Raw genomic sequence first — 26,905 nt, forward strand, 5'->3', positions numbered from 1 at the left:
GCCGGATGTCGCTCCGGTCTTGTGCGGCAGGACGGACGTTCCGCCGCCAAGGTAGGAGACTTCCGCTTGGCATGTCCATACTTTGTCATCAGTGTGTGCAAAGTTCTGGACGCCAAGTCCGCCTCCGGGGCGGCACGTTCGCCTCCGTCTCCGGGCGCCACGTTCGCCCGCGGGGTCAGCGGCCCCTGCGTACTCGAGCCGCCGCGCGCGCCTGAGCGGCCTTGCGCGCCTCGACGGCCTTGCGGGACCCCTTCGCGGCACCGGCGGGACGGGTGCCCATCCCGCGGAACCGGGCGTTGCCGCTCTCCTTGCCCTGCCCGGCCGGCGGGCGCTTCGCGCCGGTGAGGTCCGTCAGCTTCTGCTCGCCCGACCGCACCGGGGTCACCGTCGGCCGGATCCCGGCCTCGGACATCATCCGGTTCACCTCGCGCCGCTGGTCCGGGGTGACGAGCGTGACCACGCTCCCCGCCCGGCCGGCCCGCGCCGTGCGCCCGCCGCGGTGCAGGTAGTCCTTGGCGTCGGCCGGCGGATCGACGTTGACGACGAGGTCGAGGTCGTCGACGTGGATGCCCCGCGCCGCGACGTTGGTGGCCACCAGCACGGTGACCCCGCCCTCGACGAACCGGGCGAGGGTGTGGGTGCGCTGCGGCTGCGACTTCCCGCTGTGCAGGGCGGCCGCGGACACCCCGGCGGCCCGCAGCTGCCGGGTGAACCGGTCGACCCCGGCCTTGGTGTCGAGGAACATCAGCACCCGGCCGTCGCGGGCGGCGATCTCGGTGGCGGTGGCGTACTTGTCGGCGGGGTGGACGGTCAGTACGTGGTGCTCCATCGTGCTCACCGAGGCCGACACCGGGTCGACCGACACGGGGACCGGGTCGTGGAGACGGTCCCGCACCAGCTCGTCGACGTCGCCGTCGAGGGTGGCCGAGAACAGGAGCCGCTGCCCGTCGGAGGGGACCTGGTCCAGGATCCCGGAGACCTGCGGCAGGAACCCCAGGTCGCACATCTGGTCCGCCTCGTCCAGCACCGTGATCCGCACCTGGTTCAGATGGCAGTCCCGGCGGGAGACCAGGTCGGTCAGGCGGCCCGGCGTGGCGACGACCACTTCGGCGCCGTCGCGCAGCGCCTGGGTCTGCCGGTTGACCGACAGCCCGCCGACGACCGTGGTCAGGCGGACGTCCAGCGCCCGGGCGTACGGCGCCAGCGCGTCGCTCACCTGCTGGGCCAGCTCCCGGGTCGACACCAGGACGAGGGCCAGCGGCCGCTTCGGCTCCGCGCGCCGGCCCGCGGTCCTGGTGAGCAGGGCGAGCCCGAAGGCCAGCGTCTTGCCGGAGCCGGTCCGCGCCCGGCCGAGGACGTCGCGCCCGGCCAGCGCCTCGGGCAGGGTCGCCGCCTGGATCGGGAACGGCTGCGTCACCCCGAGGGCGGTCATCGTCTCCACCAGCACGGGCGGCAGTCCGAGGCCGTCGAAGGATGCGGTCGGCTTCGCGTTCATGGGGGACCTTTCTGATCAGGCGCCAGGAACGCGACCGGGCCCGTACCCCTCGGTACGGACCCGGGCGCCTCAAAGCGTGGGCCCATTTTACCAGCGGGCCTCCCCGCGCCTCACGGCCCGACCGCTCGGGGCCTACTTCGACTCGACCCGGCCGAGCGGATCCGGCCCGGCGGCAAGCGCGTCCCTCGCCGCCCGCCAGGCGGTGTCCTCCGGGTACAGCGCGGAGCGCAGGTAGGCCCAGGTGAGCCGCTGCACCGCGGCCACCCGGCCGGGGTCCTCGTCGGTGGTCTCCGCGACGTCGTAACCGGCCACCCCGCCGAGCCCGTGCTCCGCGCCGAACAGGGTCAGCAGGGACTTGGGGCCGGGGGAGAGCCAGTACGGGTCGGCGTGCCACCCGGGGCCGGACACCGTGAGGTGGGCGGAGTCGTCCTGGTCACCGGCGACGACGAGCGCGGGCGTGGTCATCCGGGAGAAGTCCGTGGTCAGGAAGAAGGGCATGTTCTTCGCGGCGGACTCGCTGAGGGCGTCGCCGCCCCGGCCGGGAGCGGCCAGCAGGACGCCCGCCCCGATCCGGGGCTCGGCCAGGTCCACCTCGGTGCCGTCGTCCGGGTCGGTGAGCCGGGCGCCGAGCAGCAGGCTCGCGGTGTGTCCTCCCATCGAGTGCCCGGCGACCGCGACCCTGCTCCGGTCCAGTCGGCCGGAGAGCTGTGGGACGGCCTTCTCCAGGATGTCGAGCCCGTCGAGGACACGCGTCATGTCCTCGGCGCGCGAGCGCCAGAACAGGGGTGCCCCGGGGGTCGCGGGATCCAGCGCCAGGGTCCGCGAGCTGAGATGGGTCGGCTGGATCACGACGAAGCCGTGTGCCGCCCAGTGGTCGGCGAGCGGGGCGTAGCCGTTCAGGGAGGAGAGGTGGTTCGAGTAGCCCTGGCCGTGGGAGAGCAGGACGACGGGCAGGCCCGTCCCGGTCACGGGTACGGAGACCCGTACCTGGAGGTCCACGGGCCGCCCCGGGGCCGGTATCACGACCGGGGCCACGGAGAGGACGGGGACGGGCGGGGAGACGAAGTCGGTGGCGTGGGTCGGTGCGCTCATGGTGCGTGTGTCCGTTCGTTGAATCGACAACGGAGACGGCGATGCCGTGGGGAAGGGGTGCGTCGGCGCGACGAAAGCGGGACGCTGTCCCGGTTAAATATACGGAACGCTGTCCCGTTTGGTCAACGCGTGCTGTCCGAAGTCGGCGGCGACCCGCGCCGCGCCGCCCGCACCCGGCGATGGCTCCACCCGAGCAGGGCGAACAGCACGAAGCCCGAGACGATCAGACTCGCCCCGGTGGCCCATCCGGAGTACGGCAGCTCGGGCACGAGACCCCAGGCCACGCCCGCGGCGAGGAGGAACAGCCCCACGAGCACCGACCCGGCGATACGCCAACGGGAGGAGACGCTCTCCTCGGCGGCACGCATCGCCCGGACGCGGACCGGGGCGACGAACCGGTCGAGCGCCGGGACGGCGCGCGCCAGCAGGACCACCCCGGCGAAGACGAGCAGCAGGCCGGGCCCGGGCAGCACCAGCAGCGCGACGCCGATCAGCAGCAGGACGGCGCCGAGGGCGCCCAGGGCGGTGCGCCGGATCGATTCGACTCCCCGCGCCATGGCGCCCCACTCTCCTGCGGTCGGCAAGGACTTCGGTTCCGTCGGCGTGCCCCAGCCTAGGCAGGGATCGGGGCGCGGGCGATTCCGGAGCGGACGGGGGCGCGGAGCCGTGTGCCCCGCCGGTGAGGACCCGGTGCCGTCGTCCCGCGGGCCCGGCCGGCGGCGGGTGGCGGTCGCGTCCGTCAACGCCCGATGTGGGAGGGGTAGTTGCGATTCGGCCCCATCGACGTGTGGGTGACTTCGCTGCTAGACCTGCACCACCCGTACCACCTGCACCCGCCTTCCAAGGAGGAGCATGTGAGACCACGTCGCGCGGTCGTCCGGACCGCCTCGGCACTCGTCGCCGCCCTCGCCCTGACCGTCGGTCTGGGCGGCCCCGCCGTCGCGGCGCACGAGGCGGAGGCCGGGCCGTCCGCCACCGGGAACGGCCCCGTCACGCACGAGGAGAACGACCGCGTCCCGGAGGGCTCGGTCTGGACCCAGCACTACTTCCCGTCCTCCGACCGCTCCGGCACCCGGCTGCACGCCGACGTCCTGCTGCCCGAAGGGCTGAAGCGGAAGGAGAAGGTGCCGGTCATCCTGTCGATCGGCCCGTACTTCGCCCACGCGGGCCAGACCGGCCCCGAGGGCTGGTCCCACACCGGCCCCTCCGCCCGCTTCCAGGACTTCATCGAGGGCACCGACCTGTTCGACCAGGGGTACGCCTTCGTCATGGTGGACCTGCGCGGCTTCGGCGGCTCCACCGGCTGCCTGGACTGGGGCGGCCCCGGCGAACAGGCCGACGTGAAGGCCGCGGTCGACTGGGCCGCGAAGCAGCCCTGGTCCACCGGCGCGGTCGGCATGTACGGCAAGTCGTACGACGCCGTCACCGGCCTCATCGGCAACAACCTGGACCAGCGGGCGCTCAAGGCAGTCGTCGCGCAGGAACCCGTGTGGGACATGTACCAGTACATCTACTCCAACGGGGTGCCCCGCCCGAACGTGACCGGTACCGCCGGTGCCTACAACTCCATCGCCTCCATGCCTGCGATGGCCGACGACGACCCGCAGTACCAGGCCGCCGCCCGCTACGAGGAGACCCACCCGGAGTGCCTCACGGAGAACTCGGCCGGATACCGGATATCCGACCAGCGGGACGAGCACTGGACCTCCCGTGACCTCGCGAGGATGGCCCGGGGCAGCGACACCCCGCTGTTCGTCACGCAGGGCTTCGTCGAGAACAACACCAAGCCCGAGGAGATGGAGGAGTACCTCGACAACCACCGCGGCCCCGAGCGCGGCTGGCTCGGCCAGTGGGACCACGTGCGCGGCGGCGACCGCGTCGAGGACGGACGCCTGGCGATGGGGCGAGAGGGCTGGTACGACGAGACCCTCTCCTTCTACGACCAGTACCTGAAGGGGACCAGGCCGACGGTGCGTTACCCGGCCTACGCGGTCGAGGACTCCACCGGCGCCTGGCGCGCCCAGCGCACCTGGCCCGTGACCGAGCGCTCGGTGACCCTTCCGCTCGGCGGCGGTTCCTACGTGGACGACGGCGGGGCGTCCGCCCGCGCGGCCCTGACCGCGTCCGGCGGCCCGGCGCCGAAGGCTCCGCCGCAGCCGACCGGCAGGTGGGACATGGAGAACGCGCCCGCGACCGAGCAGCCGGCCCCGGCCGGGCTGGCCGCGGAACTGGCGAAGCGCCAGCGCACCGGTGAGGTCGCCTCCAGCTTCTTCGTCTGGTCGAAGCCGCTGAAGGGCGCCACGCGCGTCACCGGCACTCCGCAGGTGTCCCTGACGGCCCGCGGCGAGGGCAACGTCATGCTCAAGCTGTACGACGTCGCCCCCGACGGCACCGCGGTCATGTTCGACGAGCAGGTCTCGCTGGTGAAGTCCGGCCGGATGCGGGTCGACCTGAAGGCGACCGACTGGACCCTCGCCGCCGGGCACGTCCTGGCGGTGGAGATCGGTTCCATCCAGACCGGCTCCTGGCGCGACACGCCTTCCGGCGAGACCGTCGAGGTCAAGGGGGCCAGGCTCAGGCTGGCGCTGGACGACCCGGCCGACGACATCGCCACCGCAGGTGACCGGTCGCCGTACCTGGACACGTATCTGCGCCAGTACACGGTGAGCCTGCCGGCCCGCCCGGGAACATTCTCGGTGGTTCCGGGCGGCCGGTCGTGACAAGCTGGGCTCCCGTTGTCCGAGCCCAGGAGGTCGCCATGACTGAAGAGTCTTCATCGCAAGCAGGTTCGGAACCGGCGGAGGCCGAGAGCACCGCCCTGACACCCGATGCCGACGGTCAGTACAACCTGAAGGACAAATTCCGCGAGGCGCTGGAGCGCAAGCGCGGCAAACAGGCGGAGGCCGCCGCCCTCGCCGCCAACGCCGACGTGGCGAAGATCCGGGGCACCCACGGTCCGGCCGCCAGCCAGCGGTCGTTCCGGCGCAAGAGCGGCTGAGGCCGCGCGCGACCGTCCCGGGGCAGGGCCCGACCGTGGCAGCACGGTCGGGCCCTGCCCCTCGTGGGCGTCCGGGCGTTGTGCTCAGGGACGGGCGCCGAGATAGCCGCCCATAGAGGTGAAGTACTCCGTCGCGGCCAACTCCCGCCCGTCCTCCGTCCGTACGCGCGTGACGGCGAGGCCGTGATTGCGGCCCCGGCGCGCGTCGGCCCCGGCGACGATCACCACGCCCTCGCCCTCCCGGTAGAAGATCCGGCCGGGCGTACCGCCGTAGCGGCCCTCGGAGACCACTGCGGCGAGGATCTCCAGCCGCCTGCCCCGGTGGTGGGTGAAGGCGCTGGGGTACGGCTCGGACTGGGCCCGGACCAGTCGCTCCAGGTCCTCGGCCGGCCAGTTCCAGTCGATGCGGATGTCCTCGGCGGCCCGCCTGTGGAAGAAGCTCGCCCGGGACCGGTCCTGCTTGGTGAACTCCGTCTGCCCGGCCGCGATCAGCCCGAGGGCGCCGATGGTGACCGGGGCGATGAGGTCGACGGTCTTGTGGAACAGGTCGGTCGCGGTGTCCGCCGGGCCCACCGGCACGGCCTCCTGGCGCACGATGTCACCCGCGTCAAGCTCGTCGTTCATCATGTGCGCGGTGACGCCCACCTCGGTCTCGCCGTTGATCAGCGCCCAGATCAGCGGGGAGAACCCGGCGTACTTCGGCAGCAGCGAGTCGTGCACGTTGAGCGTGCCGTGGCGCGGGAGGCCGAAGATGCGCGGCGGGATCCAGGTCCGCCAGTTGTTGGCGACGATGATGTCCGGATCGGCGTCCTTGAGGCGCTCGAACAGCTCGTCGTCGTCCGGCCGGTTGCGGATCAGCACCGGCACGCCGTGCTCCTCGGCGAGGTCGGCGACGGAGTCGCTCCAGATCTTCTCGTAGGCGTGCTCGCTCTTGGGGTGCGTGACCACGAGGACCACGTCGTGTTCGGAGTCCAGCAGGGCTCGCAGGGTGCGGTGGCCCCAGGTCTGGTAGCCGAACATGACGACCCGCATGGGGTTCCTCCTCAAGGCAGGGACTGACCCGGGCAGTTAAGCAAGGCTTACCTTAGTGCGCAACACCGTCCCGAGACTCCCCAGTTGGCTCGAACCGGCCCCCGGCGGGCCCTATCGACAGCCGTATCTCATTAGCTTAGGCTCACCTAAGTTTCCGGCGCACGAGAGGAGTGACATGTCACAGGTTCTTCCTGCTGACTCAACGCTGGTCCACGACCTCATTGGTATCGGCTTCGGACCGTCCAATGTCGCCATGGCGATCGCGATCCGCGAACACAACGCACGGGCCGGCGGGCAGGAGGAGCTCGACGCCCGCTTCTTCGAGCAGCAGCCGCGCTTCGGCTGGCACCGCGGCATGCTGATCGACGACGCGACCATGCAGGTGTCCTTCCTCAAGGACCTGGTGACCCTGCGCAATCCGGCCAGCGAGTACAGCTTCCTCTGCTACCTGCAGAGCAAGGGGCGGCTGATCGACTTCATCAACCACAAGAACCTCTTCCCGCTGCGGGTCGAGTTCCACGACTACTTCGAGTGGGCCGCGGCCAAGGTCGTCGACATGGTCTCCTACGGCCACGAAGTCGTCGGCGTCGCCCCCGTCGTGCGGGACGGCGTCGTGGACCACCTGGAGGTGACGGTCCGTTCGGGGGAGGGGCTCGAGGTCCACCGGGCGCGCAACCTCGTCGTCGGCACCGGACTGCGCCCCCTCGTGCCGGAGGGCGTGGAACGCGGCGACCGTGTCTGGCACAACTCCGAACTGCTGGCCAGGGTCGACGCGTTGGAAGGCACCTCGCCCTCCAGGTTCGTGGTCGTCGGCGCCGGGCAGAGCGCCGCCGAGAACGTCGCCTACCTGCACCGCCGCTTCCCCTCGGCCGAGATCTGCGCGGTCTTCGCCCGCTACGGCTACAGCCCCGCCGACGACAGCGCGTTCGCCAACCGGATCTTCGACCCGGCGGCGGTCGACGACTACTTCACCGCGCCCGGCAGCGTCAAGCAGCGGCTGATGGACTACCACGGCAACACCAACTACTCCGTGGTGGACATCGACCTGATCGACGACCTGTACCGGCAGATGTACCGGGAGAAGGTCCTCGGCACCGAGCGGCTGCGCTTCCTCAACGTGTCCCGGCTCTCCGACGTCAAGGAGACCCCGGACCGGGTGCGCGCCACCGTGACGTCGCTGGTCACCGGCGAGGAGAGCCACCTGGACGCCGACGTCGTGGTCCTCGCCACCGGCTACGGACCGGCCGACCCCCTCGGCCTGCTCGGCGGGGTCGCGGACCGCTGCCTGCGCGACGACGAGGGCCGGGTGCGCGTCGAGCGCGACTACCGCGTCGCCACCGACCCCGCCCTGCACTGCGGCATCTACCTCCAGGGCGGCACGGAGCACACGCACGGCATCACCTCGTCGCTGCTCTCCAACACCGCCGTCCGGGTCGGCGAGATCCTCGAGTCGCTCCTCGACCGGGGGCTCAAGTCCGCTTCCGACGAGGCCCGCACGGTCGCCGACGGGACCGGCACCGGCGCGCGTTAATGTACGGCGCTATGACCACGACCGAGGTGGAGCGTCCCGCGCCCACTCCCAGCGGCCCAACAGAGGCGCGGCGGCGCCGTGTTGCCGGTCTGGGGGTGCTCGCGGCGCTCCTCCTCGTCGCGGCGGCGGCCTCGCTGGCCGTCGGCGCGCGTGCGCTCAGCCCCGCCGAGGTCTGGCACGGGCTGTTCGCGGCGCCCGAGTCCGACCAGCGCCTCACCGAGATCAGGCTCATCGTGCAGACCGTGCGGGTGCCCCGCACGGTCCTCGCCGTCGTGGCCGGTGTCGCGCTGGGCGTCGGAGGGGCACTGATCCAGGGGTACACACGCAACCCCATCGCCGACACGGGGCTGCTGGGGGTGAACTCCGGTGCCTCGTTCGCCGTGGTGTCGGGAATCGCCGCCTTCGGCTTCACCAGCCCGTTCCAGTACGTCTGGCTCGGCTTCGCGGGCGCGGCGGTCGCCGGCGTCGTCGTGTTCGGGCTGTCGAGCATCGGCCGGGGTGCGGGCAACCCGCTGACGCTCGCGCTGGCCGGGCAGGGGGTCACGGTGTTCCTCGCGGCGATGACCACGGCGGTCGCGCTGACGGACAAGGCCTCGCTGAACGCCCTGCGGTTCTGGAACGCGGGCTCGCTGACCGGGGTCGGCTTCGACGTCATCTGGCCCGTGTCCGCCTTCATCGCCGCCGGGCTGCTGCTGGCGCTGACCACGCTGCCCTCCGTCAACCTGCTCAATCTGGGCGACGACGTCGCACGGGGACTCGGGGTGAACACCGCGCTGACCCGCACCGTCGGCATCGTCGCCATCACCCTGCTGGCCGGGGCGGCGACGGCGGCCTGCGGCCCCATCGCGTTCCTCGGGCTCATGGTGGCCCACGTGGCCCGGTACCTGACCGGCCCGGACTACCGCTGGCTCGTGCCGTACGCCGGTCTGCTCGGGGCCGTGGTGCTGCTGGTCTGCGACATCGTGGGGCGACTGGTCGTACGGCCCGGGGAGCTGGACGCCGGGGTGGTCGTCTCGCTCCTCGGTGCACCGTTCTTCGCCGTCCTGGTGTGGCGCGGGAAGTTCAAGAGCGCGTGAACGGGGCGGACGTGAAGGCGAACGGGGCGGATGCGGCGGTGGATGTGAAGGCGGACGTGCGGGCTCCGGTGGCGCCCGGTGTGCGGTTCGGCGGCCTGTCGTTCGTGTGGCGGCCCTGGATCGCGGGCGTCACCCTGCTGCTGGCCGTGGCGGGCTTCCTGGTGTTCTGCCTGTCCATCGGGGTCGGGGACTTCCCCATCGCCCTGCCCCGGGTCGTCGCCACCGTCTTCGGCGGGGGCGAGCAGGTCGACCGGTTCGTGATCATGGATCTGCGGATGCCCCGCGCGCTCGCCGGGCTCGTCGTGGGCGTCGCGCTCGGGGTGTCCGGCGCCCTCACCCAGTCGATCGCCCGCAATCCGCTGGCCAGCCCGGACGTCCTCGGCATCACCAGCGGCGCCGGCGCGGTCGCGGTGTTCCTGGTGACGGTGTCCGGCGGCGCCGCCACGGCCGTGGCCGACTCCGTGGGCCTGTCGGCGGCGGCGCTCGCGGGCGGCCTCGGCACGGGGCTGCTGGTGTACTTCATGGCGTGGCGCCGCGGGATCGACGGCTTCCGGCTCATCCTCATCGGCATCTCCGTGAACGCCGTGATGCAGGCGATCACGACCTGGCTGCTGGTCACCGCCGACATCAGGGACGTGGCCCGGGCCCAGGCGTGGCTGGTGGGCTCGCTGGACAACCGGTCGTGGGGCGAGGTCCACGTCGCGCTGTGGTGCACGCTCGTCCTGCTGGTCGTCGTGGCCTCGGTCGCCTTCCAGTTCAAGCCGCTGCACTTCGGCGACGAGGTCGCCGCCGGACTCGGCGTCCGGTACGGGGCGGTGCGCGCGGTCCTGCTGCTCTGCGCGGTGCTGCTGGCCGGTGTGGCGGTGAGCGCGGCGGGACCGGTGCCGTTCGTCGCGCTGGTGGCGCCGCAGGTGGCGATGCGGCTGGCCAGGTGCCCGACCCCGCCGCTGGTGGCCTCCGGCCTGGTGGGGGCGCTGCTGCTGACCGGCTCCGACCTGGTGGCGCGCACCGCCCTGCCCGTCTCGCTGCCGGTCGGCGTGGTCACCGCCGCCATCGGCGGGCCCTTCCTCGTCTATCTGCTGGTGCGGGCGAACCGCAGATAGCTGGTACAAAGTAAGGTGAGCCTAATCGAGGGGGCCTTGTGGTCGTTCAGTCCATCACCGGGACCGAAACGGAAGTTGACGGCGCCTCACGGCTGGCGGCCCGGGCCGTCTCCGTCGGGTACGGGGCCCGCTCCGTCATCGACGGTCTCGACGTGGCGATCCCGCCCGGGGTGATCACCACCATCATCGGACCGAACGGCTGCGGCAAGTCGACCCTGCTGCGCACCCTGTCCCGGCTGCTCAGGCCGACCGGCGGAACGGTCGTGCTGGACGGCGAGGACATCGCCGCGCTCCGCACCCGCGACGTGGCGAAGAAGCTCGGCCTGCTGCCCCAGGCACCGGTGGCACCGGAGGGACTGACGGTGTCCGACCTGGTCGCCCGGGGCCGTCACCCGCACCAGAGCTGGCTGCGGCAGTGGTCCTCGGACGACGCCGACGTCGTACGGCAGGCGCTGGCCATGACCGGCGTGTCCGACCTCGCGGACCGGCCCGTGGACTCGCTGTCCGGAGGGCAGCGCCAGCGGGTGTGGATCTCGATGACCCTCGCCCAGGGCACCGACCTGCTGCTGCTGGACGAGCCGACCACGTACCTGGACCTCGCGCACGCGGTCGACGTGCTCGACCTCGTCGACGACCTGCACGAGTCCGGGCGCACGGTGGTCATGGTGCTGCACGACCTCAATCTGGCCGCGCGCTACAGCGACAACCTCGTCGTCATGCGGGAGGGCGCGATCCTGGCGCAGGGGCACCCGCGCGACGTCATCACCGCCGGTCTGCTGCACGAGGCGTTCGGGCTGCGCGCCAAGGTGATCGACGATCCGGTCGGGGACCGGCCGCTCATCGTGCCGATCGGACGCACCCATGTCGAACTCGACCCGGCCGCAGTCGAGTTGTAATAGTGAGGGTAGGCTAACCTCACTCAGGCGCGATATGGTGTGCTGCCCTCAGAGGGGGCGCAGTGGACGGCGCGACAGCAAAGGGATCTCCGGATGCTCCTCAGAACGACGCGTATGAAGCCCTGGCGACGACTCGCGGCGGCCCTGTCCGCCGCCGCGCTCGGCGTCGGACTCCTCGCGGGGTGCGGTTCCGACTCGGACGACTCGGCGGACCAGGCCGACGGCGACACCCCGGCCGCGGCCGGCGCCTTCCCGGTCACCGTGGAGCACGCGTTCGGAACGACGAAGGTCGAGAAGGCGCCCGAGCGGGTCGTCTCCGTCGGTTACACCGACGACCAGACCGTCCTGGCCTTCGGCATCAAGCCCGTCGGCATGGTCGACCAGTACCCGAACCCGGCCGGCCGGAGTCCCGACATCAACACCCAGTGGCCCTGGGTGAAGGACAAGTGGGGGGACACCAGGCCCGAGGTCATCATGAAGAACGGTGACACGGGTCCCAACTACGAGAAGATCGCCGCCCTGCGCCCCGACCTGATCGTCGCGGTCTACTCCGAGATCGACCAGGCCGCCTACGACAAGCTGTCCAAGATCGCGCCCACGGTGGGCCGCACCAAGGGCGAGAAGGAGCCGTTCAGCGCTCCCTGGCAGGACAACGCGCTGCACATCGCCAAGGCACTCGGCAAGGCCGAGGAGGGCGAGAAGATGGTGGCCGACATCCAGGGCAAGCTGGACGCGGCCAAGCAGGCGCACCCCGAGTTCGCGGACAGGACCGCGGTCGTGCTGTCCTGGTATAAGGACTCGGTGGCCCCGTTCACCTCCACCGATGTGCGCGGGCGGCTCGTGACCGGCATCGGCTTCAAGTACCAGACCGAGATCGACAAGGTCGCCGGCGGCGACTTCTACACCACGCTCTCGCCCGAGCGCGTCGACCTGGTCGACGTGGACCGCATCTTCGTCATCAACGACAAGGCGGACCAGGACGCGTTGAAGAAGTTCGAGCTGTTCACCAACCTGGACGCCGTCAAGAACGGCAAGGTCTCGTACCTGCTGGACAGCGAGGGCCCGGCGGTCGGCGCGGCCATCTCCCAGGGCACCCTGCTGTCCATGCCGTACGCCGTCGACGAACTCGTCAAGTCGGCCGGGTAGGTGTGAGCGTCACCGGCACCCGCGTCGCCACGGCCCCGGCCGTCCTGCGTACGGCCACGGGGCGCGAGGCCGGCCGGTGGGTCGCGGCCCACTGCCGCGAGGTGCCGTGGCTGACGGCCGCCACGGTGCTCACCACGGTGGCCGGAGCGGCACTCCAGGTGCTCCCCGTGCTGCTGCTCGGCCGGGTGGTCGACGCGGTGGCCGGGGGCGAGTCGCAGTCCGTCCTGGTCACGATCGGGGCCCTGATGGCCGCCGCGGCGCTGCTCGGCGCGGCGGCGACCGCGGTGTCGACCTATCTGATCGGTCGGCTGGGCGCCGACCTGCTCGCCCGGCTGCGGGAGGGCGCCGTCCGCGCCGTCCTGGCGATGCCCAGCGCGCGCGTCGAACAGGTGGGCCGCGGCGACGTGCTGTCCCGGGTCGGCGACGACGTCGCCGTGATCTCCAAGGGCATCCGCACCGCCGTACCCACGGTGTTCTCCGCGGGCGTCCTCGTCGCCATCGCCACGGCCGGCATGTTCGGCCTCGACTGGCGGCTCGGTCTGGCGGGCGCCGGTGCGCTGCCCGCGTACGCGCTGGCCCTGCGCTGGTACCTGCCGAGGTCCGCCCCGCTGTACCAGAAGCAGCGGGTGGCCCAGGCCGACCGGGCGCAGGCCCTGATCAGCGGCCTGAACGGCATCGACACCGTCCGGGCCTACCGGCTCGAGGGCGCCTTCCGGGAGCAGGTCACCCGGGAGTCGTGGCGGGTGCGCGAGCTCGGCATCGAGGTGTTCCGGTTCTTCGGCCGGTTCGTCGGCCGGGAGAACCGCGCCGAGTTCATCGGACTGACCCTCATCATCGTGGTGGGCTACGCGCTGCTGGAGGCGGACGCGGCCACCCTGGGCGAGGTTTCCGCGGCACCGCTGCTCTTCCACCGGCTGTTCACCCCGCTGGGCGCCATCATGTTCACCTTCGACGAGGCGCAGAAGTCGGGCGCGAGCCTGACCCGGCTGGTCGGCGTGCTCGGGGAGGACGCGGAGGACCGGCTGGTCGGCGACGCGTCCGTCGGGACGGCGGCGGCCGGAGTGTACCCGGTGACCGTGCGGGGGCTGACGTTCACCTACCCGGGCGCCGAGGAACCGGTCCTCAGGGACGTCGACCTGACGATCCCGGCAGGGGGCTCGCTCGCCCTCGTGGGGGCGACGGGCGCGGGCAAGACGACGCTGGCCGCGCTGGTCGCGGGCATCGGGACCCCGCAGTCGGGGTCGGTGCGCGTCGGGCCGGCCGACCTGGCGGAGCTGGACGAGGCCGGGGCGCGGGCCCTGGTGAGCATCCTGACCCAGGAGACGCACGTGTTCTCCGGTCCGCTCGCCGACGACCTGCGGCTGGCCGCGCCGGAGGCGACCGACGCCGAACTCCTGGCCGCCCTGCGCACCGTCGGCGCCGGTCGGTGGGTCGACGCGCTGCCCGACGGGCTGGACACACCCGTGGGCGAGGGCGGTGAGCGCCTCGACGTGACCAAGGTCGCCCAGATCGCGCTGGCCCGGCTGGTGCTCGGCCGGGCGCCCGTGGTGGTCCTCGACGAGTCGACCGCGGAGGCGGGCAGCGAGGGCGCCGCGGAGCTGGAACGGGCCGTGCTCGCCGCGTGCGCCGGACGCACCACCTTGTTCGTGGCGCACCGGCTGACCCAGGCGATGGCTGCGGACCGGATCGCCGTCCTGGACGCCGGACGGGTCGTCGAGGAGGGCACCCACGCGGAGTTGGTGGCCCTGGGCGGCCGCTACGCACGGCTGTGGCGGGCCTGGCGGGAGGGCAGCCGGCCGGGGTGTTAGGCATGCCTAAGTTAGGTTAGCCTGCCTTCATTCCTTGGAAGGGGCGTTGAGTCTTCGATGATGGAACCGACCGCTTCTCTCGTACGGCTTTCTCCCGCGCAACTGACCGGCATGCGCCGCCGCACCGGCGACTTCTCCGACCGGGTCATCACCGAGGCGTGCGCCGTCGCACTGGCGTACTGGGCCGCGGGCCGCGGCCCCGCCGGACTCGACCTCACCCCGGACACCCTGTTCACCGACGTGCTCGGCTGGGCCGACAACGGCGGTACCGCGCCCATGGGCTGGAGCGTCGACGCGGACGGCCGGGCCATCACCCTCCCGGACGGCGTCGGGCCCGACGAGGCACAGCTCGCGCTCGACGACCTGGCCGACTTCCCGGACCGCCCGCTCGGCACCATCGGCCCCGCCGGCCCTGCGGAGCGGCTGGAGCTCCTCGCCAGGTGGAACGACACCGACGCCGACCGGGCCCGCCCCGGCCTGGTGGAGATGTTCCGCGAACAGGCGGGCGCCAGGCCGGACGCCGTGGCCGTCGTCGACGAGCGCCGCACCCTGACCTACCGACAGGCCGCGGAGTCTTCCGCCGAGTTGGCCCACCACCTGATCGCACGAGGGATCACCGCGGAAGACGTCGTCGGCATCTCCCTGGAACGCTCCGCCGAGATGGTGATCGGGCTGCTCGCCGTCCTCCAGGCGGGCGGCGCGTTCGTCCCGCTCGACCCGCACTGGCCCGCCGAGCGCCGGGCCGTCGTCATCGAGGACGCCGGGGTCGTCGTACAGCTCAACGCCTCGGGCGAGCCCGCCCCGGGCGAACCGGACGCCGTGGCCGTCGACCTCGGCGACTGGCGGTTCGGCACCCTTCCCACCGAGGGGACCGGCGTCACCGTCCCCGGCGACGCCCTGGCCTACGTCATCTTCACCTCGGGCTCGACCGGGCGTCCCAAGGGCGCCATGATCCGGCACGAGGCGATCAGCGAGCGCCTGCTCTGGCAGATCCACGAGATCCTGGGCTTCGGCCACGACGACGCGTCCCTGTTCAAGGCGCCGCTGTCCTTCGACATCTCCATCAACGAGATCTTCCTGCCCCTCGTCAGCGGCGGCAGACTCGTCGTCCTGCGGCCCGGCGGCGAACGCGACCCGCACTACCTGCTGAGCGTGATCGACGAACAGCGCGTCACCTTCACGTACCTGGTCTCGTCCATGCTGGACGTGCTGCTGGAGATGGCCGGCGACTCGGGGCGCCTCGACAGCCTCCGCCACGTCTGGTGCGGCGGCGAGGTGCTCACGCCCGAACTCTACGAGCGCTTCCGCACCCGGCTCGACATCCCCCTCTACCACGGCTACGGCCCCGCCGAGACGACGATCGGCGTGTCGCACGTCGTCTACCGGGGAGCGGCGGAGCGCCTGTCGACGTCGATCGGCCGGGCCAATCCCAACACCCGGCTGTACGTCCTGGACGACGAACTGCGCCCCGTGCCGGTCGGTGTGGGCGGCGAACTGTACGCGGGGGGCCTGCTGCTGGGCCGCGGCTACGTGAACGCGCCGGGCCTCACCGCGTCCCGGTTCGTGGCGAACCCCTTCGCCGACGACGGCTCCAGGCTCTACCGGACCGGCGACCTCGCTCGCTTCGCCCCCGACGGCTCACTCGACTTCCTCGGCCGCGCGGACAACCAGATCAAGATCCGGGGCATGCGCCTGGAGATCGAGGACGTCGAGGTCGGCCTCGCCGAGCACCCCCACGTGCGCCACACCTGCGTCGTCGCGAAGAAGAACACGGCGGGCGGCACCTACCTGGTGGGATACGTCATCCCGGCCGCGGGACACGAGGACCTGCGGGCGGACGAGGTCAAGGCCTGGGCGGGCGAGCACATGGTGGAGTACATGGTGCCCACCCACGTGGTCGTGATGCCGGAGTTCCCGCTCACCGCGAACGGCAAGCTCGACCGGAACGCGCTGCCCGAGCCCGTGATCGCCGCGGGCTCGTCCGCCCCGCCCGCCACCGAAGCGGAGCGGACGGTGTGCGCGGCGGTCGCGGCACTGCTCCAACTCGACCGGGTCGGCGTCGACCAGGACTTCTTCCAGCTCGGCGGCGACAGCATCCTGGCCATCTCGCTGCTCGGCAGGCTGCGCGACGCGGGGCTCTACGTCACGGCCCGGCAGATCTTCACCCACAGCACGGTGGGAGCGCTGGCGGCGGTGGCGAGCCGCGAGGACACCACCGTGGTGGACCACCGCGACGTGCCCACCGGAAGCGTCGTGGGGTCGCCCGTCGTGCAGTGGCTCGGCGGGACCACGGACGCCATCGACGGATTCGTCCAGTCGGTCGTGCTCAACACCCCGGCGGACCTGACCGGCGACGCCCTCGACGTGATCCTCGCCGCCGTGGTCCGCCGGCACCCCATGCTGCGGGCCAGGCTGGTGCGTGGCGAGCGCTGGGGCTTCGACATCCCGGAGGCGGAGGCGGAGGCACAGGCACAGGCACAGGCACAGGCACAGGCGGTACCGGCCGCGGCGCTCTGGCGGGAGAGCGACCGCCCGCTCGACGCGTGCCTCGCCCTCGCCACCGAGGAACTGGACCCGGCGGGCGGCGCGATGCTGCGCGCCGTCTGGCGCCGCGAGGCACGGCAACTGGCCCTGGTCGTCCACCACGTGGTGATCGACGGCGTGTCCTGGCGGGTGCTGATGGACGACCTGGCCACGGCGTGGCGGCAGTTCACCGCGGGCACCGCGGTAGAACTCCCCGCGGCCGGAACGTCGTTCCGGCGCTGGACCCAGCTGCTGGAACGCGCGGCGTTCGACGCGGACAGCACCTACTTCCGCCGCGCCCTGCCGGGGCCCGACGAGCCGTTGGGCGCGCGCCCCCTGAGCTCGGACGACACCGTGGCACGCGAGCGGGTCCGGACGGTTTCGATCGGCGCCTCCACCACGGCCGCGCTCCTCGGCGACACACCCGCGAAGTTCCACGCGGGCGTCAACGACGTCCTGGTGACCGCGCTCGCCGTCGCCCTCGCCCGAAGGCGGCACGACCTCGGCCAGACCCAGACCTTCGCGCACCTCGAACTCGAGGGCCACGGCCGCGAGGCCGCGTTCGTCGCCCCGTCCGCCGGTTTCGAGCCGGACCTCTCCAGGACCGTGGGCTGGTTCACCACCCTCTTCCCGGTGACCGTCGACCCCGGCACCGCTCCGGACCCCACCGCACCCGAGTACCTGTCCGCCGCGCTCAAGGCGGTCAAGGAGGACCTCGCACGCGTACCGGACCACGGTGTCTCCTACGGCGCGCTGCGCCATCTGGCCCAGGTCGCCTTCGACGCCCCTGCCCCCCAGGTGCTCTTCAACTATCTGGGCCGCTTCGACGCGGGCTCGTCGGAGGACTGGCAACTCGCGAGTGTCAACGGACAGTTGGGTGAGAAGCGCGACCCGCGCATGCGACTGCCCCGCGCCCTGGAGTTCAACGCGATCGCCGAACCCGACGCCACCGGCGCCTACACACTGGTCACCGCCATCTCCTGGCCGGACGGCATGTTCACCGAGACGGACATCTCGGCCCTCGGCGCGTACTACCTGGAGGCGCTCACGGGGCTGGCCGCCCTGGAGAACGGCGGCCACTCGCCCAGCGACTTCCACCCACTGCCCCTCACCCAGGCGGACGTCGACGCCCTCGACGGCCCGGCGCTCGGGGACATCCTCCCGCTGACCCCGCTGCAAGAGGGCCTGTACTTCCACTCGGTCTACGACGACGACGCCACCGGCAGCTACGTCGAGCAGCAACTGCTCACGCTGGAGGGCGAGGTGGACCCCGGCCGGCTGGCCGCGGCGGCCACCCGCCTGCTGGCCCTGCACCCGAACCTGGCCGCGCGTTTCGTGGCCCTGGCCGACGGCCGCGTGGTCTCCGTGCTGGAGAGCGGGCACGAGGCGCCCTTCACCGTGCTGGACCGTCCCGGCATCACCGACGACGAGATCCGCGCCCACGCGGAACGCGACCGCCGCGCCGGATTCGACCTGGTCGCCGGTCCGCCGATGCGGTACACGCTCATCCGCGTCGGAGCCGGCAGACACGTCCTGGTGCAGACGGTGCACCACATCGTCGCCGACGGCTGGTCCGTGCCGCCCATGCTGCGCACCCTGCTGGCCGAATACCGGGCGCCGGGTTCCGGACACGCGCTCGGCGGTTTCCCCGACCACGTGCGCCGGCTCGCCGCACGCGACGAAGCGGCGAGCGACCGGGTGTGGGACGAGCAACTGGCGGACCTCCCCGGCCCGTCGCTGATAGCCGAGGGGCACCCGCCCTCCGCGCACTTCGCCGACACCGCGACGACGGCGGACACCGACGTCGACGCGGCCGCCCGGTCGGCCGGTGTGCCGCTGAGCGTCGCCGTGCACGGCGCCTGGGCCCTCACCCTGGGCGGCATCCTGCACCGCGACGACGTGGTGTTCGGCTCCACGGTGTCCGGGCGGGACGCGGACGTGCCCGGCATCGAGGACATGGTGGGCCTGTTCATCAACACGATCCCGCTGCGCGCCCGCTGGGCCGCCACCACGACCGCGCGGGAACTGCTGGCCGCCGTCAGGGCGCACCAGGCCGCGGTGCTGCCGCACCAGCACGTCTCGCTCGCGCGCATCGCCCGCCGGGCCGGGGCCGGAGCGCTCTTCGACACCCTGGTGGTGTTCGACGTCGCGACCGATGTGGACGGACTGCGGCGCCCCGGCGACCCCCTCGCCGTCACCGGCATCGTCAACGAGGGCGCCCCGCACTACCCGCTGACGCTGGTGGTGGAGCGCACTCCGGACGGCCGCCCGCGCTTCAACCTGATCCACGACGCCGAGCTGCTGCGGGAACCCGAGGTCCGCGAGATCCTGCGCACCTTCACGCGGACCCTCACCGGTCTGCTCACCCGGCCGGACTCCCCGGTCGGCGGCCTGGCGTCCGGGGGCACCGGCCAGGTCGAGCCGGTCTCGCCGACCACCCTGGGTGAACTGTTCGACGCCGCGGCGCGCCGCGACCCGGCCGCCACCGCCGTCACCCAGTGCGCCCTCGACGGCGCCACCCGGTCCCTGACCTACGGCGAACTGGCCCTGGCCAAGGACGGGTTGGCCGCCGCCCTGCGCGCGGCCGGGGTCGGCCCCGGCAAGCGGGTCGCCGTCGCCGTGCCGCGCTCCGTCGAGCAGGTCGTCGCCCTGATCGCCGTCGTCGGCGCGGGCGGCGCCTACGTGCCACTGGACCTGGCGTACCCCGACGAGCGCCTGGCGTACGTCCTCGCCGACTCCGCCCCGCAGGTCGTCCTCGTGGCCCCGGAGCAGCGCGACCGGTTCACGCGGCTGCTGGACGGCGCGAACGTGCGGGCCCGCCTGCTCGTACAAGGCGAGGAGCAGCCGCCCACCGTCGTGCGGCCCGGACCAGGAGCCGGCCGGCACGACCCCGCGTACGTGATCTACACCTCCGGATCGACCGGCCGCCCCAAGGGCGTCGTCGTTCCCCACTCCAGTGTGGTGACGCTGCTCGCCAACACCCGGCCCGCCATGGCCTTCGGCCCGGACGACGTGTGGGTCCAGTTCCACTCCTTCTCCTTCGACTTCGCCGTCTGGGAGCTGTGGGGCGCACTCGTGCACGGCGGTGAGCTGCTGGTGCCGGAGTACGCCCTGACCCGTTCCCCGGTCGACTTCCACCGCCTGGTCCGCGAGCGCGGGGTCACCGTGCTCAACCAGACCCCGTCGGCGTTCCACCGGTTCGCCGAGGCCGACCGGCACGCGGGCGAGCCGCTGCCCGCACTGCGCAGGATCATCTTCGGCGGCGAGGGGCTGGACCTCACGCGGCTGCGCGACTGGGTGGCGCGGCACGGCACCGAGTCGCCGGAACTGGTCAACATGTACGGCATCACCGAGACCACCGTCCACGTCACCCACCGGGTGCTGACCGCCGCCGACTTCACCCCCGGCGACCGGGCCGCCAGCCCGATCGGCGGCCCCGTCCCCGGCCTCGTCACCCACCTGCTCGACGACCGGCTCCGCCCGGTGCCACCGGGCCGGGTGGGCGCCATCTACGTCGCCGGCGACCAGGTGTCGCTCGGCTACCTGGGCAGGCCGGGGCTCACCGCCGGCCGGTTCGTGGCGAACCCCTTCACCGCCGACGGCTCCCGCATGTACCACACCGGCGACCTCGCCCGCCGCACGCTCGACGGCCGGCTGGAGTTCGCCGGCCGCGCCGACGACCAGGTACAGCTGAAGGGCTTCCGCATCGAACCGGGCGAGGTGGAGTCCGCGATCCGCGACCTGGACGGCGTGGTGGACGCCGCCGTCACCGTGGCGGACACCGAAGACCACCTGGTCGCGCACGTCGTGGGCCGGGTGCCCGCGGACCTCACCGGGCTCCTGTCGGCGAAGCTGCCCGCGCACATGGTGCCCGGCCGGGTGCTGTCCGTGGACGCCCTGCCGCTGACGGTCAACGGCAAGCTCGACCGCAGGGCGCTGACCGAGCGCGCGACACGCACGCCGAGCGCCGAGGCCGCACCGCACGGCGGGAACGACTCCGTACTCGCCACCCTCGTCGGCCTCTTCGCCGAGACGCTGCCCGGCTCCGCACCGGACGCCGACACCGACTTCTTCGGTGCCGGAGGCGACAGCATCGTCGCCATCACCCTGATCAACCGGGCCAGGGCGGCCGGCCTGCCCGTCGCACCCCGCGACGTGTTCCTGCTCCGCACACCCCGCGCGCTCGCCGGGCACCTGGCGACGAGCGCACCGCTGCCCGAGGCCTCCCCCGCACCCACCGGCCACCAGGACGGCCCGCTGCCACCCACACCGATCATGCTGCGCCAACGGGAACTGGGCGGATCACTCGCCCGGTTCGCCCAGGCCAGGACGCTGGCCGCACCCGAGGGCACCGGGTTCGCCGAGGCGGAGCGAGCCGCGCGCGCCGTCGTCGCCGCCCACCCGGCGCTGCGGCTGCGGCTCCGCGTCGAGCACGGGGTGTGGTCCCTGAGCACCGAACCCGTCCGCGAGGTCACGGTGACCCGCGGGGCCGGAGCCGACGTGACGCACACGGCCGACGAGGCGGCCGGCCGACTCGATCCCGAGAACGGCGACGTCGTCGCGTTCACCTGGCTGGAGACCAGCCGCACCCTGGTGGTCGCCGTGCACCACCTCGCCGTCGACGCCGTGTCCTGGCTGATCCTGCTGGACGACCTGGCCGCAGCGATGCGCGGGGCCGCCCCGGCACCGCCCACCACGTCCTACGCCGAGTACGCACAGGCGCTCACGCAGCGGGCCGCACAGGAGACCGACGGCCTGGACCACTGGATCACCACGCTCCGGGCCCCCGCACCGCTGCCCGCCGCCGGGAAGCGGCGCGGGACGACGGTCGTCCTCGCCCCCGACGTGAGCGACCGCGTGACCCGCACCGCACCCGCCGCACTGGGCCTCGGCCTCACCGAGCTGCTGTGCGGCGCGCTGCGCACCGCGCTGACCCGCGTCCAGCCGACGCCCACCGACCTGGCGGTCGACCTGGAGCGGCACGGCAGGGTCCCCGCCCTCGGCCACCACGACTACACCCGCACCGTCGGCTGGTTCACCGCCATCGCGCCCGTACGGCTCACCGCGCACACCGACCCCGTGGCCGCGGCGCGCGAGGTCGCCGAACGCCGGCCGGACGAGCACGCGCACGTCGCCTACGGCGGCCTCAGGTACCTCAACCCGCAGACCGCGCCGCTGCTCGACATCGCCCGCCCGCAGGTCCTGTTCAACTACCTGGGCCGGGGCGGCGAGTCCGACACACCGCGCCTCACCGGCGGCGACGAGAGCAGCCCGTACGCCGTCGAGGTGAACGCCTGGACCGACGCGGCCACCGGCAGCCTGCACGCGGCCTTCACCCTCGCCGAGGGCGTCCCGGACGAGATCACCGAGCACTGGCACCGCGCACTGGAACGGATCGCCGAGGGCGCGGCGACGGCCGAGCGCACGGCACCCGTCACCCCGCTCCAACGGGGCCTGTACTTCCAGGCCCAGCTGACCGGCCCGGCCGGTCACTACGTCGCCCAGAGCTACTTCACCTTCGACCGGCGCCTGGACACCGACGCGCTGACCCGGGCGACGGCGTACGTGCTCGCCCGGCACCCGGCCGTCGGCGCGGGCTTCACCACGGACGAGGACGGCAACCCCGTCCAGGTCCTCGCCGCGGGCCGCCGCCTCGACGTCCACACGGTCGAGGCGGCGACGGAGGCGGAGGTCGACGCCCTGCGCCTCGGGGACCGGGAACGCGGATTCGACCCCGCCGAGCCGCCGCTGATCCGCCTGACGGTGGTGCGCCTGCCCGACGACCGCGACGGCCTGCTGCTCAGCTACCACCTGCTGCTGTGGGACGGCTGGTCGCGCGAGATCGTGCTCCGCGACCTGTTCGACGCCTACCGCGCCGTCCTGGAGGGCGCGCCGCTTGACGCCGAGCCCGCCACCCCCGGCTTCGAGGACCACGCCCGGGCCCTGGCCGCCAAGGACCCCGCCCCCTCGGAACGCTTCTGGGCGCGGCACCTGGCCGGCCTGTCCGCCCCCACCCTGCTCGCCGGACCGGCGCCCGCCCTCCCCGACGACCTGCCGCGCGCACTCGCGCACACGCTGACCGCCGAACGGTCGGACGCGCTGAGGGCGGCCGCACGGGCGTACGGCGTCACGCTGAACTCGGTGCTGACCGGTGCCTTCGGCCTCTTCCTGGGCGCCCGCACCGGCCGCGCCGACGCCGTCTTCGGCGTGACCGTCTCCGGCCGCGAGGGCGAAGGGCTGGCCGACATCGTCGGCGTACTGCTCAACACCGTGCCCATGTGGACCCGGGCCCGGCCGCACGACACGGTCCGCGCCTACCTGACGGCGGTGCAGGAGGCCAGGGTCGACGCCATGGAGCACGAGCACCTCGGGCTCGGCGAGATCCAGCGGGCCGGCGGCCACGACACCCTGTTCGACAACCTGTTCGTCCTCCAGAACTTCCTGGACCTGGACGCCTTCGCCGAGATGAACGCCCGGCACGGCATCACCTCGGTGCGGGCCGACGACTCCACCCACTATCCGTTCACGTGGGTCGTCACCCCCGGCGACCGGCTCACCGTCAAGCTGGAGTACCGCGACCACGACACCGCCCGCGCCAGGACCCTCCTCGACGACTACCTCCGGGTGCTCGACGACCTGGCCGGACCCACGGGGGCCGCCGAGTCCCGTGCGCCGGTCGGAACCTTGCCCGGGCTGGCCCCCGCCCCCGAGCCCGCCCCGCGCACCGGGATCGGCACGGACACCGTCGTGGACCGCTTCGACCAGGCGGCCGACCGGGAACCGGACCGGACGGCGCTGGTCGCCCACGGCTCCACCATGACCTTCGCGCACCTGCGGGACCGCAGCCGGGCCGTGGCGGGTGTGCTGGCCGGGCGCGGCATCGGCCCCGGGGCCACGGTGGGCCTCGCCCTCCCACGCTCGCTCGACTCGATCGTGGCCCTCTTCGCCGTACTGCGCACCGGCGCCGCCTACGTGCCGCTGGAACTGGACCACCCGGACGAGCGGATCGCCGCGATCGTCGCGGACGCCCGCCCCGACGCCGTACTCACGGTGAGCGCCGTGACGCCCCGGCTCACCGGCGGCCCGGACCTGATCGAGCTGGACCGGCCGCTGCCGGACGCCGAGCCGTGCGTGACCTTCGCGCCGGGCGACCCGGACCGGCTGCGGCACCCCGCGTACACGATCTACACCTCCGGCTCGACCGGCCGGCCCAAGGGGGTGGTGACCGAGTACGCCGGACTCACCAACATGCTCGTCAACCACCAGCGCCGGATCTTCGAACCGGTCCTGGCGCGGCACGGCCACCGCACCTTCCGCGTCGCCCACACCGTGTCCTTCGCCTTCGACATGTCGTGGGAGGAGCTGCTGTGGCTCGCCGACGGCCACGAAGTGCACATCTGCGACGAGGAACTGCGCCGCGACGCACCCCGGCTGGTCGCGTACTGCCTGGAGCACGGGGTCGACGTCGTCAACGTCACCCCGACCTACGCGCAGCAACTGCTCGCCGAGGGCCTGCTCGACGACCCGGCCCGCCGGCCCGCGCTGGTGCTGCTGGGCGGCGAGGCGGTCACCCCGGCACTGTGGACGCGGCTGGCCGAGACCGAGGGCACCGTCGGCTACAACCTGTACGGCCCCACCGAGTACACCATCAACACCCTCGGCGTCGGCACCTTCGAGTGCCCGGACCCGGTCGTGGGCGTCGCGATCGACAACACCGACGTGTACGTGCTGGACCCGTGGCTGCGGCCGCTGCCCGACGGCGTCCCCGGCGAGCTGTACGTCGCGGGGGTCGGCATCGCGCGCGGCTACCTCGGGCAGCCCGCTCAGACCGCGCACCGCTTCGTCGCCTGCCCGTTCGGCGCGCCCGGCGAGCGCATGTACCGCACCGGTGACCTGGTGGTGCGACGTGCCGACGGCAACCTGATGTACCTCGGCCGCACCGACCAGCAGGTCAAGATCCGCGGCCACCGGGTCGAACTCGGCGAGGTCGAGGCGGCGTTCGCCGCCCACCCGGCCGTGCGGTTCGTCGCCGCCGTCGCCCAGCCCGACCCGCAGGTCGACGGCGCCCACCGGCTGGCCGCCTACCTCGTGCTGGACGCCGCCGATCTGGCCGAGGTCGCCGCCCAAGTGGGCGCCGCACTGCCGGACTTCCTGCGTCCCACCCACTACGCCCAGGTCGACCGCATCCCGCTGACCGTGAACGGGAAGGCAGACACCAAGGCGCTCCCGGAGGCCAAGCCGCTGGGCGCGCTGACCACGGCGGGGGAGCGCGCGCCGCAGACGGAGACCGAGACGACGGTGTGCGAGCTCTTCGCCGAGGCCCTGGACCTGGACGACGACGAGGTGAGCGCCGTGAGCGACTTCGTGGCCCTCGGCGGGCACTCCATGCTGGCGGTGCGGCTGACCGGGCTGCTCCGCCGGGAGTACGGTCCAGTGATCACCATCCGCGATCTGTTCACCCTGCGAACCCCGGAAGCGATTGCCCGCCACCTCGATGACCACTCCTGACACACAGCGGCCCCGCGCGGGGTCCGACATCCTCCGTACGGCCCTGCGGCGCAACGTCGGCGCGATGGCCTGGGGCACCCTCCTCATGGGCCTCTACCAGGCCGGTGAGACCGCCTTCCCCATCGCGCTCGGCCTGATCGTCGAACACACCATGCGGGACCGGAGCCCGGCGGCGCTCGGCGTCTCCGTCGCCGCCCTGGCCGTGATCATCACGACGGTGTCCCTGTCCTGGCGGTTCGGGATGCGGATCCTGCAGAAGGCCAACACCACCGAGGCACACCGCTGGCGGGTCCGGGTCGCGGGCCGCGGCCTCCAGCCGGTGGCCAGGGACGTCGACCTCAAGTCCGGCGAGGTGCTGACCATCGCCACCGAGGACGCCGACCAGACCGCCGACATCATCGAGGTGGTGCCGCTGCTGATCAGCTCGCTGGTGGCGGTGGTGATCGCGGCGCTGGCGCTCGGGCTGGCCGACATCCGGCTCGGACTGCTGGTCATCGTGGGCACCGTCGCGATCCTGTCCGTCCTGAGCGTGATGTCCAGGCGCATCGGCTCCAGCACCCGCGAGCAGCAGGCCCGGGTGGCCCGGGCCGGCGCCAAGGTCGCCGACCTCATCATCGGCCTGCGCCCGCTGCACGGCTTCGGCGGCAACCACGCGGCCTTCCGCTCCTACCGCGAGGTCAGCACGGAGGCCAAGCGCCAGTCCGTCACCGTCGCCCGGGTGAGCGGCGTCTACGCGGGCACCGCACTGGCCCTCAACGCGGTGCTCGCCGCCGCCGTGACCCTCACGGCCGGCTGGCTGGCCTTCCGGGGCCGGATCAACATCGGCGAACTGGTCATGGCCGTGGGCCTGGCGCAGTTCATCATGGAACCGCTGAAGCTGTTCTCCGAGATGCCGAAGTACGTGATGATCGCGCGTGCCTCGGCCGAACGGATGGCGCTCGTCCTCACCGCGCCGCCGGTGACGACACCGGGGACGGAGCGACATGCGGCGGGCGGCGACCTGGAGGTCGACGGGGTGCGGCACGGGGCGCTGCGCAAGGTGGGGTTCCGGGTCCGCGCCGGCGAGTTCGTGGCCGTCGCGGCGTACCAGCCGCGCGCGGCGGCCGATCTCGCCGCGGTCCTGGCCCTGAACGTCCCCCCCGACACCTACGAGGGGACGGTGCGGGTCGGCGGACGGGACCTCGCGGAGCTGGCGGTCGAGGAGGTCCGAGAGCACCTGCTGGTCAACCCCTACGACGGCGAGATCTTCGCGGGCACCCTCCGCTCGAACATCGACCCGTCCGGCACCAGCCGGACCGTCCCCGAAGCCGTCGAGGCCTCGATGCTGACCGACGTCGTCGCCCTGCACCGCGAGGGACTCGACTACGCCGTCCGCGACCGCGGCGCCAACCTCTCCGGCGGGCAGCGCCAACGGCTGTCCCTGGCCCGCGCCCTGGCCGCCGACACCGACGTCCTGGTGCTGCGCGACCCGACCACGGCCGTGGACGCGGTCACCGAACAGCTCATCGCGCGGGGCGTGGCCAAGCTCCGCCGGGACCGCACCACCCTCGTGATCACCAGCAGTCCCGCCCTCCTGGACGCCGCCGACCGCGTCCTCGTCCTGGACGAGGGCGTCATCACCGCCGAGGACACCCACCGCAACCTCCTCGCCACCGACGAGGCGTACTGCCTGGCGGTGACCCGGTGACCCCGCAGCG

14 protein-coding genes are annotated in these 26,905 nt (G+C 72.8%); 10 read left to right on the forward strand and 4 right to left on the reverse strand.

Translation table 11 applies throughout. The annotated features are described in order from the left end of the window. Positions 1 to 175 precede the first annotated feature (175 nt). From ACFYZ3_RS11785 to ACFYZ3_RS11795, 3 genes are all read right to left on the reverse strand, one after another. Positions 176 to 1,495, reverse strand: coding sequence for a DEAD/DEAH box helicase (locus ACFYZ3_RS11785; protein WP_388515657.1), 1,320 nt, complete (start codon positions 1,493 to 1,495; stop codon positions 176 to 178). Positions 1,496 to 1,627: 132 nt separating this feature from the next. Further along, positions 1,628 to 2,587 carry an alpha/beta hydrolase family protein gene (locus ACFYZ3_RS11790; protein ID WP_388515659.1) on the reverse strand — a complete coding sequence of 320 codons (960 nt, stop codon included), beginning with the start codon at positions 2,585 to 2,587 and terminating at the stop codon, positions 1,628 to 1,630. Between the two features lie 122 nt (positions 2,588 to 2,709). Next, the gene (locus tag ACFYZ3_RS11795) at positions 2,710 to 3,144 is read right to left on the reverse strand and encodes a PGPGW domain-containing protein (protein ID WP_388515661.1); all 435 of its coding nucleotides are present in this window, start codon (positions 3,142 to 3,144) and stop codon (positions 2,710 to 2,712) included. A gap of 297 nt (positions 3,145 to 3,441) precedes the next feature. Between ACFYZ3_RS11795 and ACFYZ3_RS11800 the strand changes: the two genes are divergently transcribed. Next, the gene (locus ACFYZ3_RS11800) at positions 3,442 to 5,307 is read left to right on the forward strand and encodes a CocE/NonD family hydrolase (RefSeq protein WP_388515663.1); all 1,866 of its coding nucleotides are present in this window, start codon (positions 3,442 to 3,444) and stop codon (positions 5,305 to 5,307) included. 38 nt (positions 5,308 to 5,345) lie between these two features. After that, the gene (locus ACFYZ3_RS11805; RefSeq protein ID WP_109030963.1) at positions 5,346 to 5,585 is read left to right on the forward strand and encodes a DUF5302 domain-containing protein; all 240 of its coding nucleotides are present in this window, start codon (positions 5,346 to 5,348) and stop codon (positions 5,583 to 5,585) included. 84 nt (positions 5,586 to 5,669) lie between these two features. Here ACFYZ3_RS11805 and ACFYZ3_RS11810 read toward each other — a convergent pair whose 3' ends face one another. Beyond that, positions 5,670 to 6,617: a methionyl-tRNA formyltransferase gene (locus ACFYZ3_RS11810; RefSeq protein ID WP_388515665.1), complete on the reverse strand. Its 948-nt coding sequence runs from the start codon at positions 6,615 to 6,617 to the stop codon at positions 5,670 to 5,672. Positions 6,618 to 6,792: 175 nt separating this feature from the next. Between ACFYZ3_RS11810 and ACFYZ3_RS11815 the strand changes: the two genes are divergently transcribed. From ACFYZ3_RS11815 to ACFYZ3_RS11850, 8 genes are all read left to right on the forward strand, one after another. Then, a complete protein-coding gene (locus tag ACFYZ3_RS11815) occupies positions 6,793 to 8,148 on the forward strand; it encodes a lysine N(6)-hydroxylase/L-ornithine N(5)-oxygenase family protein (protein WP_388515667.1) in 1,356 nt (451 codons plus the stop codon). Between the two features lie 11 nt (positions 8,149 to 8,159). After that, on the forward strand, positions 8,160 to 9,224 hold the full coding sequence (locus tag ACFYZ3_RS11820; RefSeq protein WP_388515669.1) for a FecCD family ABC transporter permease: 1,065 nt from the start codon (positions 8,160 to 8,162) through the stop codon (positions 9,222 to 9,224). Positions 9,225 to 9,235: 11 nt separating this feature from the next. Continuing rightward, positions 9,236 to 10,327 carry a FecCD family ABC transporter permease gene (locus tag ACFYZ3_RS11825; RefSeq protein WP_388515987.1) on the forward strand — a complete coding sequence of 364 codons (1,092 nt, stop codon included), beginning with the start codon at positions 9,236 to 9,238 and terminating at the stop codon, positions 10,325 to 10,327. Between the two features lie 38 nt (positions 10,328 to 10,365). Next, a complete protein-coding gene (locus ACFYZ3_RS11830; protein WP_388515671.1) occupies positions 10,366 to 11,223 on the forward strand; it encodes an ABC transporter ATP-binding protein in 858 nt (285 codons plus the stop codon). Positions 11,224 to 11,316: 93 nt separating this feature from the next. Next, positions 11,317 to 12,369, forward strand: coding sequence for an iron-siderophore ABC transporter substrate-binding protein (locus tag ACFYZ3_RS11835; RefSeq protein WP_388515673.1), 1,053 nt, complete (start codon positions 11,317 to 11,319; stop codon positions 12,367 to 12,369). 2 nt (positions 12,370 to 12,371) lie between these two features. Then, positions 12,372 to 14,177: an ABC transporter ATP-binding protein gene (locus ACFYZ3_RS11840; protein WP_388515675.1), complete on the forward strand. Its 1,806-nt coding sequence runs from the start codon at positions 12,372 to 12,374 to the stop codon at positions 14,175 to 14,177. Between the two features lie 57 nt (positions 14,178 to 14,234). Then, positions 14,235 to 25,208 carry an amino acid adenylation domain-containing protein gene (locus ACFYZ3_RS11845; protein ID WP_388515677.1) on the forward strand — a complete coding sequence of 3,658 codons (10,974 nt, stop codon included), beginning with the start codon at positions 14,235 to 14,237 and terminating at the stop codon, positions 25,206 to 25,208. Next, positions 25,195 to 26,895 carry an ABC transporter ATP-binding protein gene (locus ACFYZ3_RS11850; protein ID WP_388515678.1) on the forward strand — a complete coding sequence of 567 codons (1,701 nt, stop codon included), beginning with the start codon at positions 25,195 to 25,197 and terminating at the stop codon, positions 26,893 to 26,895. Before ACFYZ3_RS11845 ends, ACFYZ3_RS11850 begins: the two co-directional genes overlap by 14 nt. Positions 26,896 to 26,905 lie beyond the last annotated feature (10 nt).

It is taken from the genome of Streptomyces sp. NPDC001599 (assembly GCF_042893535.1).
Classification (GTDB): Bacteria; Actinomycetota; Actinomycetes; order Streptomycetales; family Streptomycetaceae; genus Streptomyces.

Coding starts and splice junctions, on each gene's coding strand:
- ACFYZ3_RS11820 (WP_388515669.1), top strand. CDS start 8,160: ATGACCACGACCGAGGTGGAGCGTCCCGCGCCCACTCCCAGCGGCCCA.
- ACFYZ3_RS11815 (WP_388515667.1), top strand. CDS start 6,793: ATGTCACAGGTTCTTCCTGCTGACTCAACGCTGGTCCACGACCTCATT.
- ACFYZ3_RS11850 (WP_388515678.1), top strand. CDS start 25,195: ATGACCACTCCTGACACACAGCGGCCCCGCGCGGGGTCCGACATCCTC.
- ACFYZ3_RS11795 (WP_388515661.1), bottom strand. CDS start 3,144: ATGGCGCGGGGAGTCGAATCGATCCGGCGCACCGCCCTGGGCGCCCTC.
- ACFYZ3_RS11845 (WP_388515677.1), top strand. CDS start 14,235: ATGATGGAACCGACCGCTTCTCTCGTACGGCTTTCTCCCGCGCAACTG.
- ACFYZ3_RS11790 (WP_388515659.1), bottom strand. CDS start 2,587: ATGAGCGCACCGACCCACGCCACCGACTTCGTCTCCCCGCCCGTCCCC.
- ACFYZ3_RS11810 (WP_388515665.1), bottom strand. CDS start 6,617: ATGCGGGTCGTCATGTTCGGCTACCAGACCTGGGGCCACCGCACCCTG.
- ACFYZ3_RS11785 (WP_388515657.1), bottom strand. CDS start 1,495: ATGAACGCGAAGCCGACCGCATCCTTCGACGGCCTCGGACTGCCGCCC.
- ACFYZ3_RS11805 (WP_109030963.1), top strand. CDS start 5,346: ATGACTGAAGAGTCTTCATCGCAAGCAGGTTCGGAACCGGCGGAGGCC.
- ACFYZ3_RS11835 (WP_388515673.1), top strand. CDS start 11,317: ATGCTCCTCAGAACGACGCGTATGAAGCCCTGGCGACGACTCGCGGCG.